Source organism: Priestia aryabhattai, assembly GCF_023715685.1.
GTDB lineage: Bacteria > Bacillota > Bacilli > Bacillales > Bacillaceae_H > Priestia > Priestia aryabhattai_B.
In genome coordinates this window covers 1-23,882 of sequence record NZ_JAMBOQ010000015.1, presented here as the reverse complement: position 1 = coordinate 23,882, position 23,882 = coordinate 1, and the positions used below count along the sequence as shown (strand labels likewise).

The following is a 23,882-nucleotide window of genomic DNA, read 5'->3' as shown; positions in this document are numbered from 1 at the left end:
AAACAACAAATTAACACTTTTGAAAAACGTGTAGGCAAACTGACAATTTAGAAAATAAACTGTTTGTGTTGTCTTCATAAGGTAGAAATTTAAAGAAAGCTGATATTCTATATTTTCAGGGTGTATTTTTTGCATCAGAACTCTTTTTCTCCTCTATATTTAACTATGTCTAATGCGTATTTGTAACTAAAATAATTAAAATGCTGAGCACCCCAAGAGCTGGATAAACATATTTTAAAGACATAGACAGGAAAAAACGATATTTTATGAAAGGATGATACTGTTGGAACCTAAAGATTTAACAAATCAAGTTACATCTAGTAATAGTCTTTCACTATTATCAAGATTTAGCCTTAAACTTCTATTGCGCGATTTAATAAATAAACAAGTCGAAATTTCAACACCTTTTGAGAAATATACAGGAATTTTAAATTCTGTTCAATCAGATTATGTTGTTTTGATAGAGAGTGACGGTTCGTTAGTTTTTATAAGGACTGTTAAGATTGAAACAGTTATAGAACTTCAAGAGGGAGGTAATTAGATGTTTAGAACTAATTTAATAAATGAATTAGAAAGACACATTGGTTCAAGTGTTGAAATCGCTCTTGATGACCGTTTGATTGAAGGTATTCTCTTATCAGCTGCAGGTGACCTTGTTATAGTATCTGATACTTCTGGGTACAATCCAGGTGTTGAAGTCAATATCAACTTTCAATTTATTAATTCTATAAGATTTCCTCAAACGGTTTAGTTATTCTAGGTATTTTATAAAATTGTTCCAATTGAACTGCTTTTTTTTTGTAATGCTTAAATCGTGTTCTCTAACGTTATAAACAGTAAAATCTTCGTATAACAAACGGTGTTCTTTTAATAATGCATTTAATATGCTAACATCCTCATACATTCGTCCATTTTCGTACGCAGTTATTGGAAATCCATTATTTTTCTTTAAAGAAGAAGTACGATAAATACGGGGACCTAAAGGAAATCGATAAGAAAGTAATTCGCTTTTATTACCAATTGGTTTCCCCTTCTTTACCCCTTTATATTTTACACCGCCCGAAGGTGTTTGTTTCCAAGTTCTTAAGTTTCCATAAAGAACAGCAACATCATTCAATACAGTTCTCAAATGTTTTCTAATAATTGAAAAGGCATCAGGATCAAACCAATCGTCAGCATCTAATTCTACTACAAAATCTGTCTCTACATACGGTAATAGATCATTTAGCGATCTGGCTTTGCCTCTATTTTCTTTTTTTAAGAGCCTAAATTGCGGGTGTTCTCTCCATCTTTCTAGTTCCTTATAGGAATTATCAGTTGAACCATCGTCAATTACCAATATTTTCTCTGGTGGGTTGTTTTGTAAAAGACATGAACTAATAGCTGTGCCTACATATTTAACCATATTGTAATTGGAAATAATAACTGAAATTGAAGGAGTATTTATCCCCTGTTCTAAGTCCCGCTGGTATTTTTCTATAAAATTCAGTTTTTCGAGAGTACTTGTGGTACTATCTTTGATTGTTTGATTTATAAAATTCCCGCTTTCATTTACAATATATGATTTTTTAAGCCTTGAAAGCCACGCTGATAATATAGCTTCTTTAAATGGAGTCTGATACTTTAAAAAGAAATTAGTTTGTTTTAGAAAAGAAGTCTTTATTAAAAAAGGACGTTGGATAACTTTGTCTTTAATTGTATAGGGATAGGCTATTACATACTGATTATCATATAATTGCAACCTTACATCTTTTATATTTGCGTTCAAGTAATCTTGGTTATAAAGAAATAAAACATAATCATAGGATAATTTTTGAATATATTCATTTAGCGTCTTTCCTAAGTCATTCTGGAGCAATGTTATATATTTAATTTCTTGATTAATAGTGGAAATATCGGGTTTTAAGGATGAATTATTTTCCTTTAGAACAGTAATGTCCCTCACATGGTGATGAATAAAATTCAGCGAATTTAAGGCTTTCCTTAAAGTAATTGAATTGGAGTAGTTAAGTAGAAGAACGTGAATATTTTTCATTAGTTTTCCTCCATTATATATAAAAATAATTAACTTTCCTTATACATGTCTAGTCATATTTTTAGTAAATTAGACGTAGGTTTTTATATTTTGAAAACACATAAATATAATTATTATCAAGATTTATCAAAGGGGAGATGGTTTAAATTTTTCTTCTCATAAAGAGAGAATTCATTTCTATTTTTCACAATTTAAACATGCAACAAATTAAAAGAAAAGGGAGTTGGAAGTAATCAAAATGAATAATGTTTTAATTTTTTTGGGGTGTGTAACAAGGGATACGCTTACCTTTTTTTCGGGGCGATTTAACACTGTTGATTGTTTTGCAAGACCTTCTCTTATTAGTCTTATGTCTGAAGAAATACCGATTATAGAAACTATTGAAATATCATATAATGAACTGCTAGGAATTACTGAATTTTATTAATTGTGTGAGGAATGATATTCTCCCTTCGGTAACTGGAAGACATGATATTAAAGCTATAAGTGTATTTATAAAAAATTCTTCTATAGAAAATAAAATTAAGCATTATTAAAATTAGTATTAGCAGTATCTTTTCTAAATAAAAATTTAGACCGTATCATTATAATTTTGGTTTATTCATTTAAACCTCAAACTTAAAATTGAAGGAGAAAATGTAATACCTTTTTATAAAAGAATTTTTTCAATGGAGGCCACTAGAAAAAAACAAGCTCTTATTAGATTCTATTAAGAGCTTGTTTTAATGTGAAATTTTAAATTAGTTCCCTACTTGTTTAAATGTTCGATGTGCCATCAAAAATAAATTATAACTATTACAAGGTTTATGACTACCTATAGTAAAGAATGAGCTGTAAAAAATATCATTTGAATAAAAAAGAAAAAATGTTTAAAAAGTCAAGTGGAAAGTAGTTATGATTTCTCACTTTCCAAAAAGCTTGGTCCAGAACCCTTTTGGTTTTGATTCCAGATTCTCCTGTGCGGCCGCTATAAGTTTTTTTGTATCGCTAATTTCACGTATTGCACTAGTCAATTTCTCATCTCGTTTTTCTAGGTTGTTTTCAATGTATTTGTCTTGATGGTCCAGCTTTTCCGTAAGTTGCTTTATAAGCTTTCCTTGTTCGTCTAGTCGTTGTATAAGTGCAAGCTGAAATTGCTCGTCTTTTTCAGAGCGATTAAGTAATTCTTGAACTTTTTCTTCAAGAGATTCTACTTTTTTCTCAAAGTTTGATTGAACCTCAACTGCTTCTGGTACAATTTCTCCCTGAATCCATTGGTTTATCATCTTATAGCTCCAGTTTTGTTCTTGGATTCGTTTCTTAATTTCAATTAATAAATCGATGTTTTGTTTATTGTATCTTCGATGGCCTCCTTCAGTTCGTTGAATCTGGAGATTAAATTCTTTCTCATATAAGCGAATTAAGTCAACACTTAAGCCAGTTAGCTGAACTGTGTCTTTTAAGGTGTAAACAATTTCATCATCTAAGTTTTTAGACATTTTTTCTAGAATTCTCCTTTCTATATAAAAAATCTAGATGGTATGTAAGGTTATTATAAAGGGATTCATGGTGATTCTAGAACCTAGTTACACCAGATATTAATCAAGGTTTTTGTTTCTAGTTAAATTCTAGTAATAGATGAATATTCCTTTTAACATTTAAAGTTTTTAATCTTCTCTGAAATGTTTTTAGATCCTCTTCTTTTCAATTCTAGATAAAATTATGAACTTTTCAAGAGGTGAAATATTTATGTTGCACTTCAATAAGTTATATATTTAACTTAAAAACTCTTTTCTGGAATTTTTATATTTTATAAATACTATAGTTATAAGTCTAGTTTTGTTAATTAATCCTTTAGTCTGTTTGATTGTATGTAAGAGAATATATATTACATAAGGAGTGGTGAACTCAATCATAGAAGCTTCTTTTTTTGTTCTTCCATTAATTTATGAAGAAATCTAGAGTTTCTATAACTCTTGGAACAAAAAGACATTTAGTAATTTTAGAAGGTACTTATACTAGTTTTAATTCCAGTTTCATAATCAATACACTACTCTTATTTATTTTAGCGTAGAGGTTAATCACTTTAAACCGTCTAGTAAGTAATTCTATAAAAAATAAGCCAATCGTGTTCTTATAGAAACATGGCACATTGCAAGACATAAGAAATGAAACATTTGTATCACTTAATAACTAGTTTTTTCTGGAGAGCTTTATTTTTGATACAAGAGCGAACTTACACGTTTTAAAGAACTCTATATTCTAATTAATTCATTAGATTTTCTTCAATTTTTTGGATCGTAGTAAATAAATCTAGATCAGTCTAAACCCTTGATAATAAAGGGATATACCTAATTCTAGAACGTAGTTCATCGAGCTTTAAATCGAGAATAGGAATTCTGTTTAAATTCTAGGATAATGATTATTCGGATTGCGTTTTTATATATGTTATATTGCTAATATTCCTTAGAGCTATGAAATTTCATTGGACTCATAACATAATATTTTACTCTTTAATAAAAACGGCGGCCGCTATTTAAAAGCAACAAGTTTAACTTAAATTGAACTTGTTGCTTTTTTCTAGAATTAATTAAAATTCAAAAGTAACACAAGTTGAACTTAGTAACTTTAACCATTGATATAATAAAATTTTATGCATAAGGTAAGTTCAACTTATTAAAGGATAACAAGATACCTTTACTTATTTTGTCTTTAGGTATCTCTTATAACGATATAAAGCATGGCGGCTAGATAAACCAAAGTAGTAAATAATGTTTTCATTTGAATGACCTTCACAAATCTTTTTTAGTATACAACTGTTCCGAAAATGGGTAGATCTCACCCTAGCTTTTATGCCTGAGCGTTTAACTTCTTTTTCAATCATACGTTTTACACCAATTAAACTAATCCTTTTAGGTTTATTTAAGTTGTAATCATACCAATAAACCATCTTTTGAGGGTGAAAAGAAATAAATAAAGGATCGTCGGTATAATCCTTAGGCCTAAATAGTGGAGGTATTGCTAAAAAGTAATTATATATGACCTTTTTATCTTCTTTAGAAAGCTCTAAAAGGCGGCTTCCTTTATTAGTTAGAATAGTTAATGTATTTTGACTAAAGTTAATATCCTTTATATTTAAGGATACAACTTCATTAATCGTAAGACCGTAATGAAGCATAAGAATTAATATTGAATAATTACGAGAAGCTATATATTCATGTATCTGTAATTGTGTATCTGTTAGATGTTTATGACTTATAACAGACTTCAAAAGCGCAAGGGCATCGTTTTCATTAATAAAATCGCTGTCAGTTAAATCCCTCTGCTTTTTAGTTGTAGCCTTGAGTATCCCAATCTGGTCCGTGAGGTTGTAATATCTTAACAAACCATTTAAGTGTGAAGCTATACGTTTCAAATTCGCTTCAGAGGAGTTTTTTTCTTTTAGATAGGTAAAGTATTCTTCGTACACTTCTTTGCCCTCTGGCAAGGTTTCTGTTGCTATATGAGAATGATGAAGATTTAACCATTCAAAAAACTTCTTCAAATCGTGAGTATACATAGAAATTGTGGAACTCTTTTTTCCTGATTCAGGCAAATGGACAAGAAAACTCTGAACAATAATAGGAATCTTCAAATAAGACACATCCATTCTAGGTAAATTTAATATACTGTTAGAAAATATAAAAATAAATAACAAAATCTCCCAAGACCTATCTCTCTAGAAATATTGTATATTAAATTTACCTAACAGACAAAAATTTTATACACAAAAAACACACCATAGAAGGCGTGTTAATAAAAAAGTATTATCTTTAAACATCGCTTGAAATTTGGCTCTGTAAAAAGATTTTATAAATCTTCTTTAGTTCTTTATTTTTAAATTCATCTATCAATCTCGGTTCAAGACCTATTTCTTTACGGTTTTTTAAGTCCTCTTTCATATTTCGAAGGACTTCCTGCACTGCTAATTCGTGGGCTTTTTCTATTTCTTCTTTGCTTGGTTCTTTTGAATTTAAAACTAACTTCTTTTTTAATTCTTGAATCTGGATAAGTGTTTCTTCAAAATCTTTTTGAGTTCCATTTTTTTCAAAGAATAATTTCTGTTTTTCCTGTGATGTAGAATTCTCAAAAATCTGTTGTTTGTCCTTAACCTTTTTTATAAAATCTGGGACTAATTCTTTTCTTATGGACTTTTTAGGTTTATTAATCTTTGATTCTTGTGAAAGTTTCGCATAATCTTTTTGGATGGCCTTTATTACATAGGAATGTGGATGAGCGATATCTCCAATAATTAAACGCTCTTGCGTGTATTTTATATTTCTTTCAACCTGTTCTTTTGTAAATTCTGATAAAACCCACTCAATTTTTTCGGACTTAACGCCCAATCTCACTAAATCAGGCTCCAAACTATTATCTTTTTCGTTGGTTACTAAATCTAATGATGATTGTTCTACCTTAGGATTTTTCTCTTTAGAAGGGCTACCGCCATTCAATGCAGACGAACCAGTTATGATAAATTCTATAGAGGTTACTTTCCTTCCTGTTTTTATTTCAACAAACTCAAAATGAATATCCGTTTTATTATTGATTTCTTTTTGAGCTACTGCTAGTACTTTACTTTTAAAATGGCCATACTGTTTATACTTAGTAGGTTCAATAGCTAAAAAATGACGTAGTTCTTCCAGAGTTAGCTCTCTTTTTCGCAGACGTTCATATTGCTTGAGCAACTCATAAATACGAATTGAATAGACCGAATTGAGTCTCACTACATTCTCTAATTGATACGATGTAAATTTTTCTTTAAGCTCTAAAAACAGATACTTTAAGCTAGGATGAAATTGTAATGTTATATAGCCTTCATTTTCTTCGTAGATAGACGTAATTACCCAGTTGTAATTTCTTTGTCTGCCTTTTTCTTTTATCGTAAGAATTTTTGTTTGAAGACCATTCACGATTTCTTTTAAGTATGAGTAAAAACCTGTACCTTTCTTGTTTCCTACGATTTCAATAAAATCTTTAGCTCGAAATCTATATGTCTTTAAAGTTTCATCATTAGGTTGAACTTTAGATGCCATAATCAAAAGGATTCTTTGTTCCTGTAAAGACAGTTTATATGTACTCTCAATGAGGATGTTTGATTTTGTTACCCAATTTTTGATGTTTATGCTTTCCAGATCATATGGTTGAACTACATTCGATTTCTTCATAAAATCCCCCATATTTTTCTAAACTATCACTAAAATATCATAAAAGTGATACTGTGTAAATTGCCACGTTAAAAAGCTGCATTTCCTTGAAATTTAAATATCGCGCAAAATTAGTGATACTTCATGAAATCTTTTGGTCCTTGAAACATCAATTAGTCATAATTTATTACCTTAACCCTTGAGTTTCATGCACAAAATTGGTGATATTTACACCTCGTCTACATTTCTAACGCAAAATTAGTGATACTTACACCTCATCTACATTTCTGACGCAAAATTGGTGATACTTATGAACGTATATAGGAAAATGCGCAAAATTAGTGATAGTTCGCGCAAAATTAGTGATAGTTTTACGCAAAATTAGTGATAGTTTTACGCAAAATTAGTGATAGTTCGCGCAAAATTAGTGATAGTTCGCGCAAAATTAGTGATAGTTTAAGCTGATAAATGCTGTCATACCAATATCTGTAGGAGACCTAAAACAAGAAAACAAGAAAACAAATATGTAAAACAATATATAAAACAAGAAAACAAATAAGAGAGTAGGTGTTTTTTATTTTATAACTTTCAAGATTAATGATTAAGTAAAAGGATACATATGTAGTGAGGTTTTTATAATATTAGCAGTATAGCCAAATGAAGTAACTTTTAATCATAGGTAGAATACAGAGATTTTATGAGGAGATCATGAATTCTTATTGAATTATAAGATTAATAGACGGTATAATAGAATCAACAAAACAGTGCGGAATATAAAAAGACTCCAACATGTGCAAGTGGTGCGCCAACACCCTTACACCGTTAACCCTAAACACACTAGGGAAAACACCTGTCGAAGCCTTATTACTTAAATTTAGTTACGCCTTCATTTTATAGGATAATTAGATTTATTTCAAGGGCTTAGTCTATACAAAAAGACGACATCGTTTTCCTTTTTTATGGGATGCGATGTCTTTTTTTGTTCCTAAAAAGGAGAGATTAGACTAATGCCTATTACACGTATGCTTACGGCAGAAGAATTTGATTATATGAAAAACTATCAAAGTTATATAGAGGATCGTTCCCAACATCAATCTATGAAACGAAAATTACTGAAAGAAATTATAAATCTTTATGGGGAAAAGTATTATCGTCTCCACGAAGGAACTAGGAAAGCTTTGGACAGGCTTTGTTGGTTTGCTGCAGAAAAAGGCTTTTGCTTTCCTGGTAGTACATATTTAGGTGAAACATATGAAAAATCCAAAGGAACAATCGACCGTCATTTAAGGGAGCTTCGAAAACAAAGACAAATTGTCACTGTTTATCGTCGTTGCCCTCGTAATAATGGAAAGGGCAATCCAGTACACTTGTTTGTCAATCATCCCTATTTTGATCACTGGGTTAACTATTTACAGCTTGATTTAGCATCTAATGTTGAAACAGATGTTGAAACAGAAAGTACTGAGAACCCTTATGAGAGTAAGAATAGAGACGTGAAAAAAACTCCTACCTATAATTTAACTTTAAAAAATTTAAATAAATACATACGTAAGAACTTAAATATGAAACTTTCAATAGATTATCTACCGTCTTTTATTCCAGCTTCGTTTAAAGAAGCTGTACAGCCTTTTTTTAACTATGCAGATGATATTTATCATCTATGGGGTAAGGTACGGTTATCACACAAAATAAGCCGTCTAGAGAGGCCTGTTGAGGATTTAGTGGCAATTGCTGTTCAAGCATTTAAAGAAACCGTGTTTGCTTATAAAAGAAATCGGATAAAGACAACCTTTGAAGCCTATTTTTTTGGGACTTTAAGAGGTTTATTCACTGCTGAACGAAGAAGAGAAGTTCAAAGGAATAAAGCTAATCCCTTATTCTATAACTTTTTAGACTTAGATGCTTAATTTAGTGATCTTGTATGCTATTTTTGTCTATAGACTGTAGATTATTAGGGGAGTAGCTTGTCATAATTGGATAGATTAATAGCGATTTGATTCCACCTATTGTAGACAATATAAGCTCTTTAAAAGCCTGTTATACAAGCATTTAGCAAATAGAATGAAATTTAAATTGTTGTCGTCTGACTATCAAATAAATTATTTGATGATAGAGGTTACTTGTTTGGTTCTGGTGCAAGAACTTCAAAATATCTGCAAGTAATCTCTCAAACTTGAACATACTGATACTAGTACCCTGAAGAAGGACGTGATCAGTATGGAAAAGGAAAATTTGTTCAAATGGAAACATTATCAACCTGATCTTATTTTATTAACTGTGAGATGATACCTGCGGTACAACCTCAGTTTTCATGATTTAGTCGAAATGATGGAAGAACGTGGACTCTCCATTGCTCATACAACCATCATGCGCTGGGTTCATTAGTATAGCCCTGAATTAGATGAGCGAGTTCGTTCAATGTTAGGATTGAAATCCTTTCGTACAGCCAAATCTATTCTTTCGGGAATAGAAGCAATGCATATCATTAAAAAAGGACAACTTGTTTTACGGGACACGTCTGTCCAAAATCAAGAGAAGTTCATTCATCAACTGTTTGGATTAACTGCATAAGTACAAATTCCACTAGTAATCTATATACCTGTTTTAGCCAAATGCAATGTTTGCACCAGAACCTATTGCTCTTCTGAATAGTTTACCATTGCTTGGTCAATTTGAGGGCTCTCACCAGCTTTTTTAAGTGTTAGCATTAAGTCATATGCTTTTGTCCGTTCTTTACGTACCAAAACGCAGCAAAACTAACAAATCATACGTATGAAAGCATGCTAGTTCATCGAGAGACTTCTCTACATTCTCTAAGACCATAAATTCTTTTAGTTTTGGTCTTTGTATATTTAAACTAGCCCCACAAAAAGAGCAGTTTTCTTCTATTCCTTCTGTCTCACAATAACTGCATATCAATCTATATTCACCTCGTTTACTAAAAGGAAAAGTAGGCTTAAGCCTACCTAGATAGCCTTAAAGGCTATTTCAGCTTTTAGGATACTCCTTATCCAGTCGTTTTTGTCGTTGATTCAAAATACGTTCTTGTACAACTTTTTTCGCAAGTTTGGTTGCTTCTAATTCTAGAAGATCCGTTGTCATAATCGCATCATAGCCATGATGGAAATACAAACCATTCATAAACTCGATAAGAATTTGTGTGTTTTTATCTGCACTATTTGTTCCTAATCGAATCTTTTTAAGTTCACTTTTTAATACATCATGAAGATTTTCACTAACAGTTTCCGTAATGTAATCTAACGACCATTCTTTCTTTTTTTCTTCTCGATACTTTTTACAAATATCCATAATCGCTTCTCCTGGGAAACGAAGTTTATGTTCAGCCATATAATCTTGGATGTATTGATCCGTTTCTTTATCTAGTGTAATCATACGTCGTTGTGTTTCCATTACTCCTCCACATCTCCCATCAGTTCATATAGAATGTTGTTCATCTTTTCGATTGTTATCGCACATTCCTTCATCAATTCAATGTTCTGATCAATGATAGCTTCTAATCTTTTTTCTCTTGCTACTTGCTCATCAAAAAAAGCTAATACTTCGAATTGTTCTTTCAAAAATTGTTGGCGAGACATCCCATTTTCTTTCGCTAGTTCATCAACTTTTTGCATAGCAACCGGATCAATATTTCGTAAAAAGATATCCATGAAATCATTCCTTTTCTATCAAATTGCAGAATTTCCAGTACGAGTAGAGAAGAGCATAAGGGGTTTTTGATATCACATCGCTGTGATATGCTGGGCAAAGCCCAGCAAAACAACGTTTTCACCTCAAAAAAAGTGATCCCACGAAAACTTCCAGTCTGTCGAACTGCTGTTGACCTAAAGAGGAGAAAAACGCCTAATGTTGACCTGGTGTTGACATCAATTTTGGCACTTTTTTGTACATGTTGAGCTACTGTCCCCTTTAAGTCCCCTCAACTTTTATGAAGTTTTAACGAGTTTTTGAAAGATTTCTTGATGATAATTCGTGAAGTTTTGAGAAGAAGTCTGGGTAGTTTTTTTATAAAAATCGATCGCTTCTTTCATCGAAGAAACGTTTAATTTTTGTAGAATGCTGTGTCTCTGATTCTTAATTGTGCTCTCTTCTTTAAATAAAATATCTTGCATTTCTGTAATGGAATAGCCATCAAGTGCAAGAGCAAAAACGTCTTGTTCAGATGACGTAAGTTGTTTCAAAAAAAGTTTTTCTTTAAGCATCTGACATTCTTCTTCAACACGTTTAAGACGATCTACTTCTTGTACTAAATCAGAAGCTACACTCAAAATATGTTCAATTCCCATTAACAATTTTTTGGTTTGATCCATCATAAGACCTTCCTGTTTTTTGAGGGCAACCCATGTTATAATAAAAATCCTTATAAGTTTTTTACATGGGGGTGCTTCCTTTGCACAGGAAGTGCCCTTTTATTTTGCTTTCTTTTACTTCTTTGAATCTTTAAAGAGTTCTTTTTCCAAAAGTTGAACAAGAAAATTTTTTTTGCTCACACCTTCTTCAATACATCTCTTTGCAAATTCCTTAAATAATTCTTCTGGTATATCAGCATTTAAACGCTTGAATCCAGGCGGTGTTTTAGGCATGTTAAGCTTCCTCCTGAAATGAGTGCGCACTCAAATGAGTGCTAATAAAAATTTTAAAGAATATAATTACCATAGTCAATAACCAAGATTAAAAAAAGTTAGCTTTTTAGTCGTTAATTATCTATATCGGGAAATTCAAATATCATAGGAAAGATTACCAAATTAAAATTCAGGGGGTTCACGATGTGACCAAACTATTTGCTATCAATGCAGGGATGTCCTTTTTTGCCATTGCTAAAGCTGAGAACGAAAAAGAAGTCCTTACTATTCTTGTTAACCGAGAACTAGAAGAACAAGAGGATTTTGGTATCAGAGCGCATATTGAGGATTTTTCGATTGAAGGGCTGTATGGTGATTTCTTTCGTGATGAAAAGGGGTCATTTATCGAGGGTCACATTTTAGACTATCCTCGCCATATAAGAAAAATGAGCATTAAGGAGCGTGAGACCTATATCCAATCACATATTGAAAAGAACGCTAGAGCTTTTTGGAAAGACCATCCGTTCTATGCGGAACTGTATTTGCGAGAATTCAAAAAGTATGAGACCGTAGGGAAAGAGGTAGGAATTACGTTCCGTCCCCATTTTTCGGAGGAATTTTATTTCAATACGGCCAAACTAATTATTACTGAAACGGATTGGTACGGGGAAGATTTTCAAATCATTGAAATCGACTTAACCGACTGTAATTACCAGCTTATTTTCGAACTTACTTTAGAAGAATAAATGTCGAGAGGGTTTTACATCTCACTTTATATATCAATCTTAAAAGCAAAATACGGACTGTTTTTCTATTTTCAGGCTGTATAGAGTATTCATTTTTAGTTAACATAATGTGATTTATGAAAAGTAGTTTATATTTTTTAGCACTTTATTTTATGGCTCTTTAATAAGGCATATTTAATGCTTTTTTTGCATTTTTAACATCATTCATACGGAGATTTGTGAGATCATAAGCCAGATAATAGCCTTTTCGATACATATAAGTAAAGACTTTATAGTGTAAGTTAATAGCTTTTTGTAAATGATGATTAAATATTTCATGTAGCGATGGAGTAGCTGTTTCTGTAATAGCTGTAGCATAAGAACGAACAGAAGTTTTTGTAAAACCCAATAAACTTCCAGAAAAGAAAGCTGACTCATCATTTCTCACCACATGATGTTCTTCAGGATACGGACCATACTCATAAAATGATAGTAATTCATTAAGGTTCCCTTGTATTCCCTCGATAGCTTCTAAATATAAGTTCTTTAGTTCTCGATCTTGAATTTTTCTAACTGCCTTTTTAAATTGAATTAGGCTATTAGTTTGAAAGGCAGCTAACTCATGTAATTCGAGTGTTTCATGCCAAGCTAATTGCTGATGGTTTCGTCCATCATCATAAGGATAATAATTCATATACACACCTCTTTCATGTTATGAATTACTATACTCATGGATGATTACATTGGATAATTGTCCATACATAAGAATAAAGATTTATATCTTGAGCAAACTACACAAGACGCCGTGAGGCATCTACGAAAATCCTTTAGCAATAGAGCAGAAAAACCAACCTTTAGGACTCAGAGGTTGGTTTTTCTATTTTTTAAGCTGTATACGCTATACAACCTTAGTTACCATAATATACTTTCTAGGTAGTAATATAATTTAAATATTATTGTATTAAAAGTACAGTTTCGTTCTTATTTGCATATGCTGCCACCACCAGTTACTTGCAATACCTTCCTCTTCACTAAAAGGCTGATCTACTCTTTCATAGATCAGTCTTTTTATTTGTATAAAGAATACAATCCTACTTTATATAATCAAAATTATTAGCAATAAAATAAAAGAAGTCCTATTTTAATAAATAAGGACTTTTTCTTTTAATTGTTTTTATTAGAAATCACCATCAAAGCAAGAAGCATCAACGATTTACTAACAATAACCATGACGACTACCATAGCCGCCACCGTAAGAACAGCATCCAATAATAATTAAAAGTATAAACAATACAACGACTAAAGCAAAACTAGATCCAAATCCACATGTAGCATCCTTAGACATATAAACACTCCCTTTTACGATAATTTTTTATAACTTTATATTGAGGAAAATTTGAATGAATAGATAAAGCCTTTGGAGATACTAACCAAAGGCTTTATCTGTTGGTATAAAAAACATAGTTTGTATTTTGTAATAAAATTAGACTTTTATAACAAATGAAGAATTTCAAGAAAGAGGTATATAAAGGCATCATTTATCCTAATTACACTATATTCACCCACTCATTTATAGGTGAATCGTCCATCATGAATAATATCTTGGATATTTTGAGCAAACTACTCAAGATGCTTGAACGGCGTCTTCCACTGCAACCTTGTATTAAGAAAGAAGGCTGTCCTCCCTGGCAGCTTTCTTTCTTGTTTTCTTAATGTATACGATATACAGAGCTCCCTCTATAAATTGAGTAATATCAAGGGTTTATAGGGGGAATATAAAATATAATTAGGAACTATAAGCCTGATCTTTTCTTGAGAAAAAAACAATCCACCTCCCACGGATTGTTTTTTTCTGTTTTTAATTAAATTTATATAAAAATGAAGATTTTCAAGCATTACCTACATTGTTTAGTTTAAATACCTAAAGTCAGGCTCGTTTTTCTAGGTATAAGTCCATATCGATTCTTTCTTTAAACATATAGTGTATTGGAGAAAAGACAAAGGAGAGATTACCTTGTATTATCATTACCAACCTGAAATAAATCCTAACGATCTACAACAATTTTCTCATTACGATACTTTTTACAGACAACAACAACCTCAGTCCTATCAACAGCCTTACCACCAACCTTATCATCACCCTCATCCTCCTCGCTGTCGTTGGGTTCAAGAATGTAGATGGGTTCGCCGTTGTTATCCAAGAGACGACTTCTACACTGATGGTTATAGATACTAATTGAGAAAAACTGCCTAGCATAGGGTAGTTTTTTCTGTTTTCAGACTGTATATGATATACAAAGGTAGTTAACATAATCAAAATTATAAGAAGATAAAGCTCGGAGAATTATGCTAATTCAACGAGCTTTATCCATGAGTACAACAAAATTTATCTTATAAATAGTGCTTTTCCTACTATAAAAGGGAAAGAAGTGAACCAAGTAAATCAATAAGAGCTTGTACAACAGATTGGAAGAATTGGAGTAATGTAGTGACTACTCCCTCTAAAACCTCACCAATTATAGGGATAAGTGCATTAAGAAAAGCAGTGATAGATTGTATCAGAGATTGAAGTAATTGAACTAAAGCATTAATTACTTCTTCCAAATTATCAGTAACTACCGTAAGAAGTGAGTTTACCAAATTAATTACACTTTCTAATATAGCTTGAATAAATTGAATTAAGCCATTGATCATACTATTCACCTCCTTTTCGCAGAGGTACTATATTTTATGTAGAGAAAATGAAACCGAAATGGACAAGCATCCAATCATAATAAAAAAGAATAAAAGTTAGGACTTTGAGCAAACTACTCAAGATGCTTTAAAGCATCAAAAATCCCACATGATTAAAGAGAAAAACTACCTCCCTCTTTGCAAAGGTAGTTTTTTCTTTTTTTAAGCTGCATATAATATACATCTTTAGTTAACATAATGAACTTTACCGGAAACAATATAAAAAATGCCATGTTCTTAAAATAAGAACATGACTATAGAAAAAGATATTATGAGTCGCTACATACTACATCATATGTACTTTAAGAATAACTTGTCCTAAACAATAACCTATTTTTTATCTAAATGAATAGAATTATATCTCTAGAGCAAACTACTCAAGGCACTGTAAGGTGTCAAATACATCTATTTAGAGCATTCACCAGAAGAACTATCTTATTCGCATGAGATAGTTTTTTCTGTTTTTTAAGCTGTATATAATATACAAAGTTAGTTAACATAATCAACATTATCAGAACCAAGCACCCTGGGGATCAATGATTCCCAGGGTGCTTGGTATTTATTTATTTAAAATAGAAGGATGTAAAAATAAAAAGTTATATTTTTATTTTTTATACAGATTAATACTATGTATTTTTCATTTATAAGATCACCTATATCCCACTTGAAGCATAAACACGAAAAACATTCACTGTATTTTTACTGATTTTAGGAGTCGCATATGCGACTCCTTTTAATTACTATGAATGAGATTCTTTTCAATAACCTCCGCCATATCCGTACCAAGGGTAATATGGATATGGATAATAATATGGTGGATAATACGGATAATATGGCCGTGGACGTGGATAGTAATATGGTGGGTAATAGTATGGATAATATGGTCTTGGTCTCGGCCTTGGATATGGGTAATGGCTATATGGTTGTCTTTCATCCCCAAGGTTTACAAACTCAAGTTGTTCTTCAGAATTAAAGTCTTGATATTCCAAAACATAACCTCCTAGACATATTTTCTACCTTCTACTTTATTCAACTGTTTAAGTTTTGGAGTAAGTACAAGAAAGGTGATTAAAAATATAAATAGAAATACCAGTTATTGGATTTATTGTCCATTCAAAAAAACAGAAAAAACAACCTACCACAACAGGGAGTTTTTTCTGTTTTTAGTCTGTATACAATATACAAAATTAGTTAACATAATGTCTCTTTCCGGAAGACATAAAAAAGAGAACCCCTATTGGGAAAAGGGTTCTGATGAGGTCCTTGTTTCTCGTTTATGCAGCTTTTTATACATCCTTGATATAACGCTGATTATCCAAGGCTTAAGTAGCAGAAAAATGTATAAAAGCGCACCTTTTATACATATGCAAAATAAGAAAATATATATTTATTGGTAAAATATGATATAATTTCTTTGAATACGTTTTAATTCGTTTTATACGTGTGAACCCTGACGAAAAGCTGCCTCGCTTCCACTGCCGAGGTAGCTTTTTATTGTGTAACCTTTTAACTGGACAAAATAAAGACTCTGTTATATCGTGTATACGGACATGATCCACCTTTTATCTTTTATCGAATTTATTGAAACACAAAAACCACACATGTAGAAAAGAAAGCTCCACTGTTACAGTAACAATGAAGCTTTCTTTTCATATAAAAAATTTTAGTATTAAATAAAAATAACTATTTGAGGCTACCTGATCTTTTCCAATTCATTTAACATATCATCAATAAATTGACTAATTTCCACTGTATTTTTACTTGTAAAACCCTCTTCAAATGCCGTTTCAATCAAAGATTTTCTCTCTTTTTCAATCTCAACTGTTAAAGCTTCTCTTAAGATCACTTTATGAGACTCCAATATCCTATCACCCATTTACTTTTAATCGCAAAACTAACACAAGGTTAATCATGCTAAGAGTAATTAACCTTGTGTTAGTTTTATTTTTTACTTTTATATAAATATTTTACAATATACAAATGTCCTTGTATAAAAGAATTTTATGTTTCTATTTCTTTCCCTTACTGCACACATTACAAAACCAACTCTTGGCGGCCAAAGGTTGGTTCACTCTCCCATTTTCTCAGTTATATAGAATTTTATACATTCAAATTTTACTAAACAAAAGGAGATAGCTAAGTTCTCTCGAATTTGTTTAGTAAAATTGTATCATATAGAAAGTACAAAGATAACATATTAGAAACGGAGGCCAAGTATGGATATTAAGCAGGATACAATAAATGCTGAAGAAATGGCCAAGCGATTAAATACAACTTCCAGCAATATTAGAAAATGGTGTATTGAGTTAGAAAAACATGGTTATGAGTTTGTGAAAGATAACAGAAAAAAGCGTTACTATTCTGTTACTGACCAAACTTTATTGTCAAACTTAAAATACGCTATCCAAGAGAAGAAACTCCCTTTAGAAATAGCTGCAACGACTGTTGTAAAAGGATTTGATAGGAACCGTTCCTCATCAAACACACAAGAAGAACACTCAAAAAACAAAGAAACTAACCGTGAGCTAACTGTTTACCAAGAACATAATAATCGCACAACAGATGTTGTATTAAATACAATAAAAGAACAGTTTGAACAACAACAGTCCATTAATAATAAATTATTAGAAATGCTAGATCATTATAAAGAGGCTTTAAAAGTATCTGAAGAGAAAAGACAAACAGAACAAGAACAGATGAGCAAACAATTAAAAGAATTAGAAGAGTTAGAAGAACGCTTGGCCGAAAGAATAAGTAAACAAATTAATAATAGAGATAAAGATATGATGGACTACATACGCCAATCACAAAAACATAACCAACAACAGTTATCAGAAATTGCAGCTACAAAAGAAAAAGAACAGCAAAAGCAAAAAAGTTTTTTTACACGTTTATTTGGTAAATAACACTATTATTATAAAAATTTAATGTTCCTCACTAAACACATAAGAAGAACACCTTCTTAATAGCAAGTTTTTGGCCGCCTTCAGGCGGCCTTTTAGCCTTTATGGCTAATTTTTTAAACACGAAAAAAATATAAAAAGAGTCTTGCAATTCTAATAGCGAATTACTATTTAATGTAAGAGTGAGAAAGACAAGACTTTCAAGGTATGAAAAATGAACTGTGACAAGGTTTTTTTAGTGATGTCTTCCGGAAATGTTGATTATGTTAACTACGAATGTATACGATATACAGCTTAAAAATAGAAAAAAACTCCATGGGCGATCAGGAGTTTTTTTCTATTGAGAATTCAAATAAGAAAAGTGGTAGATGCCTCACGGCGTCTTGAGTAGTTTGTTCAAATGACAAAAAAATATTCAACTTAGGCAAGTTACCTAAAAATAAGTCAGTGAATATATTGTCATTGAAAATGCCTATAACGTACCAGATTATCGGCTTTGAGTAACATTACTCCTTCTTAGGATTCGGCATAATTCTAAGAAGTACATAGAAGAGGATAGTCCGTTGTATAGATCATTATGGTAAATGTACGGACTTAATATGATTTAGTTTTAAAAATATGGTTTCTCCATTTGCAATGACTAATTCAATTAGGTTATTCTCTATCCCTTTTAGTAAACCTACTTTCATTAGATCTTTTCCTCCATCAAATAGAACTAGCTCTCCTTCTAATTTTTTCAGTTGTTCCTCTAACGTTCGGCTAAAGCTAATATTAGATGGTTTAACAGGTAAAGCTTTGTTATCAAGAGCATAAGGGGTGACATTATGATTGTATGGGGTAAGCCATTTCACATGATTTAAGGGGATAAATATAATTTTATATACAGGTGAGTAAAAGATAAGGTAATCATTTAAGACATTTAAAATATATCCATGAAACGATATGTTTCCTGTTGTATAAATTTCAATAAACATTCCTTTTGCGTTAATTAGAACTTTACGATAAGAAATAGATTCAATTTCTTCCGTAAAGGATTGTTCAGTTGGGCTATCGATTATTTGGTTTTTTTTGTTACTAGGCTTGATATTATGAATATGCAGCAATGGAATATAAACAAAGTGTTGACCATTAAATAATACAAGAATATCTTGACCAAAATCGATGAGTAACCCTTCAAACAAGTCTTTTCGTGAGATTTGTACTTCAATTTGTTTTCCTAGTAATGTCATAACATTACTCATAAAAATCTCCTCCTAGAGATGAATATAGAATGGCACTTTTTTATGCAAAGACCATTTGTATCCAATAGAATAATAGAAATAATGTGACAAGAGTGGTTAAGGGGATAACAATCAGTGATACACTTAAATAATCCTTCCATTTTACTTTAAGTTTATTTTCTTTTAGAATATGCATCCAAATAAGAGAGGCAAGGGTTCCTATAGGCAATAATAATGATCCCATATCACTTCCAATAATATTGGCAAGATAAATGGTCTTTAATGTAATCGGATCAAGGCCCATTTCTGTTAAAGTAATGGTTCCAATCATTAAAGCTGGATGGTTATTAAAGAAGTTGGATAATAGGGAAACAAGTCCTCCCATAATAAAACTTGCTTGAAATAATCCTTGGTTCACAATCGGCTCACATAAGTGTACGAGCATAGTAGTTAATCCAGCATTATGCAGTCCGTATATAATGACATACATTGAAAAGGCAAATATAAGGATATGCCAAGGTGTCTTTTTCAAAATGTCTATAGGGTTTGTTCGTAAATAATACCATCTCCATATAAGTAGAATGAGGGATCCCAGCACAGCAACTAGTTCAATAGGAATTGCAAAATAAGAGGCAACAAAGAGTAAACAACGCATAACGAATACAAATAGTAAGACTTTCAACATAAATTGGGTACGTTTCCGTTTTGTTTCGACAGAAATATTTCCTTTTAAAGGATGGAAATGTTTTGTGAAAAAGATTTGTTCGATATCATACGAAACAGTAGGTAATTTTTTTGGAAGTTTATTTTTGACAACCATATACATAAGCCAGGACATAAATAGTAATCCTAGGGTTGCTGGAACAAACATCATGGCTGTGTGCATATATAGAGTCATATGGACAATCTTTAAAGCAATTAAATTCACAATGTTACTTACTCCAATAGGTGCACTAGAAGCTGTAGCTGTTAATGCCCCACTAAGAAGATAAGGAATTTGTTGATGAGGTTTTAGTTTGAGGTTTTTTAAGAGCAGAATTAAAATAGGGGTTGTAATTAATATGCTTCCATCGTTGTTAAATAAAAGTGTCATTAAAAAACAGAGCAATTGTATATACCAATATAAACGATGTCCTGATCCCCTAGCTAAATTTGCAAGCCGTGCGGCTGCCCAATGAAAGAAACCGAAGCTCTCTAGTATAACAGCCATTACAATGGTTGCCATTATGGTAATAGAAGCTCCACCAATTTTACTAATAATATCTACAATGTCTCCACGTGATACCACGCCCATCAATAAAATGATTAGCGCACCGATTGAGGCTGGCCAAGCTTCATTAATTCCTTTTGGCCTCCAAAAGATGATCGACATTGTCATGATAAATACAAAAATAGTCATTCCAATTTCGAAATTCATTCTTATCCATTCCCCTTTTTCGACAAACATAATTAAGTTGTCTCTCTATGATTATTTCCTTATATGTATATTCGTCATTCTTCATAGGGGAATGAATATAATACCTATATTATCCAATATGTATGTTTGTCCAGTTAGTATAAATGTACTCTAAGGAAAAGTGACTATTTTTTAGTAATCTATAAAGTTTATAAATTTCAAATAGAAAAGCCATCTATTACACTAATAGATGGTTTCTTTAATCAGTTAAGCTAAAACATAGAATAACACCGAATTTTAACATATAAAATATAGGGTTCTGGTGCGAAAATTAAAAAACATATGCAAGTAACCTTCCAAACTTGGACATACTGATACTAGTACTCTAAAAAAGGGGATGCGATTAGTATGAAAAAGCAAAATCTATTCAAATGGAAACATTATCAACCTGACCTTATTTTATTAACCGTGAGATGGTACCTACGGTACAATCTCAGTTTTCGTGATATAGTAGAAATGATGGAAGAACGCGGATTATCGATTGCTCATACAACGATTATGCGTTGGGTTCATCAGTATGGTCCTGAACTAGATGAACGAGTACGGCGTCACCTTAAGCTAATCAATGATTTCTGGAGAGTGGATGAAACGTATATTAAGGTAAAAGGTCAATGGATGTACCTATATCGTGCCGTTGATTCAAAAGGAAATACGATTGATTTTTATTTAAGCAAAACAAGAGATCATAAGGCTGCAAAACGCTTTTTCAAGAAAGCTATGCGGTCTTTTCATGTTTCAATGCCCCGTGTCATAACAGTCGATAAGAATCCGGCCTATCCTGTGGCTATTGAAGAGTTGAAGAAAGAGAAAAAGATGCCCGTAGGCATCCAAATAAGGCGGATAAAATATCTAAATAACATCGTGGAACAAGATCACCGTTTTATTAAGAAGCGTGTTCGTTCGATGTTAGGGTTCAAATCATTTCGTACAGCCACTTACATACTGAGTGGCATAGAAGTCATGCATATGCTGAAAAAGAAGCAAGTTTACCAAGAGGTGAAGTCTGCCCAAAGTAGAAAAGAATTCATCCATCAACTGTTTGGGTTAGCCTCCTAAGCTAGTAATTTAAGGGAACCTAACGCTTTATTTTTCTAGCGAATGTTTTTTGCACCACAACCAGTCAAAAAGCCCTTAGAAATAATCTAAGGGCTTTTTCCTAGCTCCGAAAACAAGATAGTCTTTCTGTGAATTAGGATATTTGGTATTTCACGGTATCCTTCATTTTTCACTTAAAATACAGGATACTATTTATTTTATTTCTAATTAATGGGCACTACCAGATTAGTAGCCGTAACCATCGGTATAGAAGTCATCTCTTGGATAACAATGGCGAACCCATCTACATTCACGAACCCAACGACAGCGAGGAGGACGGGGGTGATGATAAGGCTGGTGGTAAGGTTGTTGATAAGACTGAGGCTGTTGTTGTCTGTTAAAAGTATCAGCATGAGAAAATTGTTGTAGATCGTTAGGGTTTATTTCGGGTTGGTAATGATAATACAAGGTAATCTTCTCCTTTTATTAATTACTGAAATTTTCATTTTAATTTGGCTTTACTTAAACACACTATATGTTTAAAGAAAGAATCGATATGGACTTATACCTAAAAAAACGAGCCTGACTTTAGGTATTTAAACTAAAAAAATTAAAAGATTAATCAGAAATGAACCTGTTCCTGTTATATATGGAAAAATCCTTTAGATTATCTAAAGGATTTTTCTGCTTTTGATAATGTTTGTCCACACGTTTTTACTCCTTTTTGCATTTTATAGTATTAAAGGAGGTGAAAAGAATGAATATGGAAGATATTATTTCGATTGGAGCAAATTGTATAGTAAGAATTAGAAACAGATTCTTTCTTTTAGTAGAAATCGAAGTAGAAGAAGGAAATGTAGAAATAGAAGAATTTGTTTTTATTCGAATATCTGAGCAAGAGGCTAGAACATTGTTAGCAGGAGGTATTCAACGTTGTACTATTGCTAATTCTATTCCTAGGTCTTGTGATGATTTAGAAGTAGAATTCATTTGTGTTTTAATCGTGGGTGGAGAAGCATTTGCGGTTTTTGATGTAGAAAACGATGTTGATGAAGCTGTACTTGTCCAAATTTCATTGAGAGAAGCCGAGCGTTTAATCCGTAGAGGGGCAAGACGATGTACAGTTATTAATAGATAAGATTAGGCCTCTTAGGAGCTAAAGAGGTCTAATTTTGTGTGGTTTCTTGTAAGAATAATTATGTAAATACGAATATCCTCCAGAGTACTTAACTGGAGGATATTTTTGTAGACTCCTAGATGTATTAACTACCTATAAAATCCATTATGTTAAGTAAAAATAAATGAAATATACATTATTTTCTTCTTTAGGGCAATTAACTCTATTTATAAAATTTTTCAAGAGGGCTTGTACACTTGTCTATTCATTATTCTTATATAAACATATCATATAGTATAACGATATGATGGGAGGTGTGTTGAATGTCTTATGGTGAAAAATATGATTCTCATAATGATAAAAAAGAAGTGATCATTAAAGCAGACAAAGTAATTATTAAGACAGACAAAGTAATTATTAAAAAAGATGATAAAAAAGATCATAAAAGAGGATGTTGTTATTAAATAGTTTTCTCTATTATTGAATAAATTGAAATACTAATTTTTAGTGTTTTTTTCTTTTCTAAGTGTTACCTTATGGATAGTTAGTCAAATTGATATAAAAAACATTGGCTGATTTTTAGCCAATGTTTTTTTGTAATAATACTTGTTACTTTGGCAGCGAGAGTAGTAACAGATATTATGGAAGCTAGGTACCTTTCCTTCGTATAGTAGGTTAATAAAACAATTCCTATAGAATGCTAAGCATCTAACGATAAAATCCATTATGTTAACTAAACATGTATACTATATACAGAGTAAAAACAGAAAAAACTACTGCTCCTGATGAACTGAACCCAAAAAGTTAGACACGTTATTTAGGCAGCTAATGAGGATTGAATTCTGTATTCTACAGGGGTCAATCCTTTTAATTTTTCTTTTATTCGTAGATGGTTGTAATATAGGATATAGGC

26 protein-coding genes and 1 pseudogene are annotated in these 23,882 nt (G+C 31.6%); 11 read left to right on the top strand and 16 right to left on the bottom strand.

The genetic code is table 11. The features are described from left to right. Positions 1-283: 283 nt before the first annotated feature. Together M3225_RS27350 and M3225_RS27345 are read left to right on the top strand one after the other, a co-directional pair. Positions 284-541: a DUF2642 domain-containing protein gene (locus M3225_RS27350; protein WP_251400352.1), complete on the top strand. Its 258-nt coding sequence runs from the start codon at positions 284-286 to the stop codon at positions 539-541. Then, positions 542-751 carry a hypothetical protein gene (locus tag M3225_RS27345; protein ID WP_251400350.1) on the top strand — a complete coding sequence of 70 codons (210 nt, stop codon included), beginning with the start codon at positions 542-544 and terminating at the stop codon, positions 749-751. On the opposite strand, the gene M3225_RS27340 is transcribed toward M3225_RS27345, so the two are convergent. The 4 genes from M3225_RS27340 to M3225_RS27325 form a co-directional block, all read right to left on the bottom strand. Then, positions 752-2,035, bottom strand: a complete 1,284-nt coding sequence (locus M3225_RS27340; protein WP_251400348.1) for a glycosyltransferase family 2 protein — start codon at positions 2,033-2,035, stop codon at positions 752-754. It abuts the gene before it with no gap. 902 nt (positions 2,036-2,937) lie between these two features. Then, positions 2,938-3,513, bottom strand: a complete 576-nt coding sequence (locus M3225_RS27335; protein ID WP_251400346.1) for a MerR family transcriptional regulator — start codon at positions 3,511-3,513, stop codon at positions 2,938-2,940. A gap of 1,202 nt (positions 3,514-4,715) precedes the next feature. Then, entirely contained in the window at positions 4,716-5,657 is a 942-nt protein-coding gene (locus M3225_RS27330) for a tyrosine-type recombinase/integrase (RefSeq protein WP_251400394.1), read from the bottom strand. A gap of 169 nt (positions 5,658-5,826) precedes the next feature. Then, positions 5,827-7,221 (bottom strand): replication initiation protein, encoded by a 1,395-nt coding sequence (locus tag M3225_RS27325; protein ID WP_251400344.1) that lies wholly within the window; start codon positions 7,219-7,221, stop codon positions 5,827-5,829. 986 nt (positions 7,222-8,207) lie between these two features. On the opposite strand from M3225_RS27325, the gene M3225_RS27320 reads away from it, so the two are divergent. The 3 genes and pseudogenes from M3225_RS27320 (at position 8,208) to M3225_RS30020 (ending at position 9,771) form a co-directional block, all read left to right on the top strand. Next, positions 8,208-9,107, top strand: coding sequence for a transcriptional regulator (locus tag M3225_RS27320; RefSeq protein ID WP_251400342.1), 900 nt, complete (start codon positions 8,208-8,210; stop codon positions 9,105-9,107). Between the two features lie 310 nt (positions 9,108-9,417). Next, positions 9,418-9,582 (top strand): annotated as a pseudogene (locus tag M3225_RS30025) (IS6 family transposase); the annotation flags it as partial. A 36-nt stretch (positions 9,583-9,618) separates the two neighbouring features. Beyond that, positions 9,619-9,771 (top strand): hypothetical protein, encoded by a 153-nt coding sequence (locus M3225_RS30020; protein ID WP_445164678.1) that lies wholly within the window; start codon positions 9,619-9,621, stop codon positions 9,769-9,771. Positions 9,772-10,188: 417 nt separating this feature from the next. On the opposite strand, the gene M3225_RS27310 is transcribed toward M3225_RS30020, so the two are convergent. From M3225_RS27310 to M3225_RS27295, 4 genes are all read right to left on the bottom strand, one after another. Next, on the bottom strand, positions 10,189-10,611 hold the full coding sequence (locus M3225_RS27310) for a hypothetical protein (protein WP_251400340.1): 423 nt from the start codon (positions 10,609-10,611) through the stop codon (positions 10,189-10,191). Further along, positions 10,611-10,868 carry a hypothetical protein gene (locus tag M3225_RS27305; protein WP_251400338.1) on the bottom strand — a complete coding sequence of 86 codons (258 nt, stop codon included), beginning with the start codon at positions 10,866-10,868 and terminating at the stop codon, positions 10,611-10,613. The genes M3225_RS27310 and M3225_RS27305 overlap by 1 nt, the downstream gene beginning before the upstream one ends. A 276-nt stretch (positions 10,869-11,144) precedes the next feature. Beyond that, a complete protein-coding gene (locus M3225_RS27300; protein WP_251400336.1) occupies positions 11,145-11,528 on the bottom strand; it encodes a response regulator transcription factor in 384 nt (127 codons plus the stop codon). A gap of 114 nt (positions 11,529-11,642) precedes the next feature. Then, a complete protein-coding gene (locus tag M3225_RS27295; RefSeq protein ID WP_251400334.1) occupies positions 11,643-11,801 on the bottom strand; it encodes a hypothetical protein in 159 nt (52 codons plus the stop codon). Positions 11,802-11,986: 185 nt separating this feature from the next. Here M3225_RS27295 and M3225_RS27290 point away from each other — a divergent pair, with 185 nt between their 5' ends. Then, a complete protein-coding gene (locus tag M3225_RS27290; RefSeq protein WP_251400332.1) occupies positions 11,987-12,526 on the top strand; it encodes a hypothetical protein in 540 nt (179 codons plus the stop codon). A 160-nt stretch (positions 12,527-12,686) separates the two neighbouring features. Here the strand turns inward: M3225_RS27290 and M3225_RS27285 are convergent, their stop codons facing one another. The 4 genes from M3225_RS27285 to M3225_RS27270 form a co-directional block, all read right to left on the bottom strand. Next, positions 12,687-13,199: a spore coat protein gene (locus M3225_RS27285; protein ID WP_251400330.1), complete on the bottom strand. Its 513-nt coding sequence runs from the start codon at positions 13,197-13,199 to the stop codon at positions 12,687-12,689. A gap of 522 nt (positions 13,200-13,721) precedes the next feature. Beyond that, positions 13,722-13,850, bottom strand: coding sequence for a YjcZ family sporulation protein (locus tag M3225_RS27280; protein WP_251400329.1), 129 nt, complete (start codon positions 13,848-13,850; stop codon positions 13,722-13,724). Positions 13,851-14,550: 700 nt separating this feature from the next. After that, positions 14,551-14,706 (bottom strand): hypothetical protein, encoded by a 156-nt coding sequence (locus M3225_RS27275; protein ID WP_251400325.1) that lies wholly within the window; start codon positions 14,704-14,706, stop codon positions 14,551-14,553. Between the two features lie 211 nt (positions 14,707-14,917). Beyond that, positions 14,918-15,199, bottom strand: a complete 282-nt coding sequence (locus M3225_RS27270) for a hypothetical protein (protein ID WP_251400323.1) — start codon at positions 15,197-15,199, stop codon at positions 14,918-14,920. Positions 15,200-16,037: 838 nt separating this feature from the next. Between M3225_RS27270 and M3225_RS27265 the strand changes: the two genes are divergently transcribed. After that, the gene (locus tag M3225_RS27265; RefSeq protein WP_251400321.1) at positions 16,038-16,211 is read left to right on the top strand and encodes a hypothetical protein; all 174 of its coding nucleotides are present in this window, start codon (positions 16,038-16,040) and stop codon (positions 16,209-16,211) included. Positions 16,212-16,931: 720 nt separating this feature from the next. On the opposite strand, the gene M3225_RS27260 is transcribed toward M3225_RS27265, so the two are convergent. After that, entirely contained in the window at positions 16,932-17,084 is a 153-nt protein-coding gene (locus M3225_RS27260; protein WP_251400319.1) for a Spo0E family sporulation regulatory protein-aspartic acid phosphatase, read from the bottom strand. 370 nt (positions 17,085-17,454) lie between these two features. Between M3225_RS27260 and M3225_RS27255 the strand changes: the two genes are divergently transcribed. After that, positions 17,455-18,144, top strand: a complete 690-nt coding sequence (locus tag M3225_RS27255; protein ID WP_251400317.1) for a hypothetical protein — start codon at positions 17,455-17,457, stop codon at positions 18,142-18,144. A gap of 572 nt (positions 18,145-18,716) precedes the next feature. Here M3225_RS27255 and M3225_RS27250 read toward each other — a convergent pair. Both M3225_RS27250 and M3225_RS27245 read right to left on the bottom strand, forming a co-directional pair. Next, complete coding sequence (locus tag M3225_RS27250; RefSeq protein WP_251400315.1) at positions 18,717-19,382, bottom strand: DUF2642 domain-containing protein; 666 nt, start codon at positions 19,380-19,382, stop codon at positions 18,717-18,719. A gap of 40 nt (positions 19,383-19,422) precedes the next feature. After that, positions 19,423-20,778 carry an arsenic transporter gene (locus tag M3225_RS27245; protein WP_251400314.1) on the bottom strand — a complete coding sequence of 452 codons (1,356 nt, stop codon included), beginning with the start codon at positions 20,776-20,778 and terminating at the stop codon, positions 19,423-19,425. Between the two features lie 387 nt (positions 20,779-21,165). Here M3225_RS27245 and M3225_RS27240 point away from each other — a divergent pair, with 387 nt between their 5' ends. From M3225_RS27240 to M3225_RS27230, 3 genes are all read left to right on the top strand, one after another. Continuing rightward, positions 21,166-21,873, top strand: a complete 708-nt coding sequence (locus M3225_RS27240; RefSeq protein ID WP_251400312.1) for an IS6 family transposase — start codon at positions 21,166-21,168, stop codon at positions 21,871-21,873. Between the two features lie 736 nt (positions 21,874-22,609). Beyond that, positions 22,610-22,990, top strand: a complete 381-nt coding sequence (locus tag M3225_RS27235; protein ID WP_251400310.1) for a hypothetical protein — start codon at positions 22,610-22,612, stop codon at positions 22,988-22,990. A 302-nt stretch (positions 22,991-23,292) separates the two neighbouring features. Beyond that, positions 23,293-23,433: a hypothetical protein gene (locus tag M3225_RS27230; RefSeq protein WP_251400307.1), complete on the top strand. Its 141-nt coding sequence runs from the start codon at positions 23,293-23,295 to the stop codon at positions 23,431-23,433. A 353-nt stretch (positions 23,434-23,786) separates the two neighbouring features. Here M3225_RS27230 and M3225_RS27225 read toward each other — a convergent pair. Next, positions 23,787-23,882, bottom strand: a 96-nt coding sequence (locus M3225_RS27225) for an IS3 family transposase (protein ID WP_251400393.1), incomplete at its 5' end; no start/stop codon positions are given.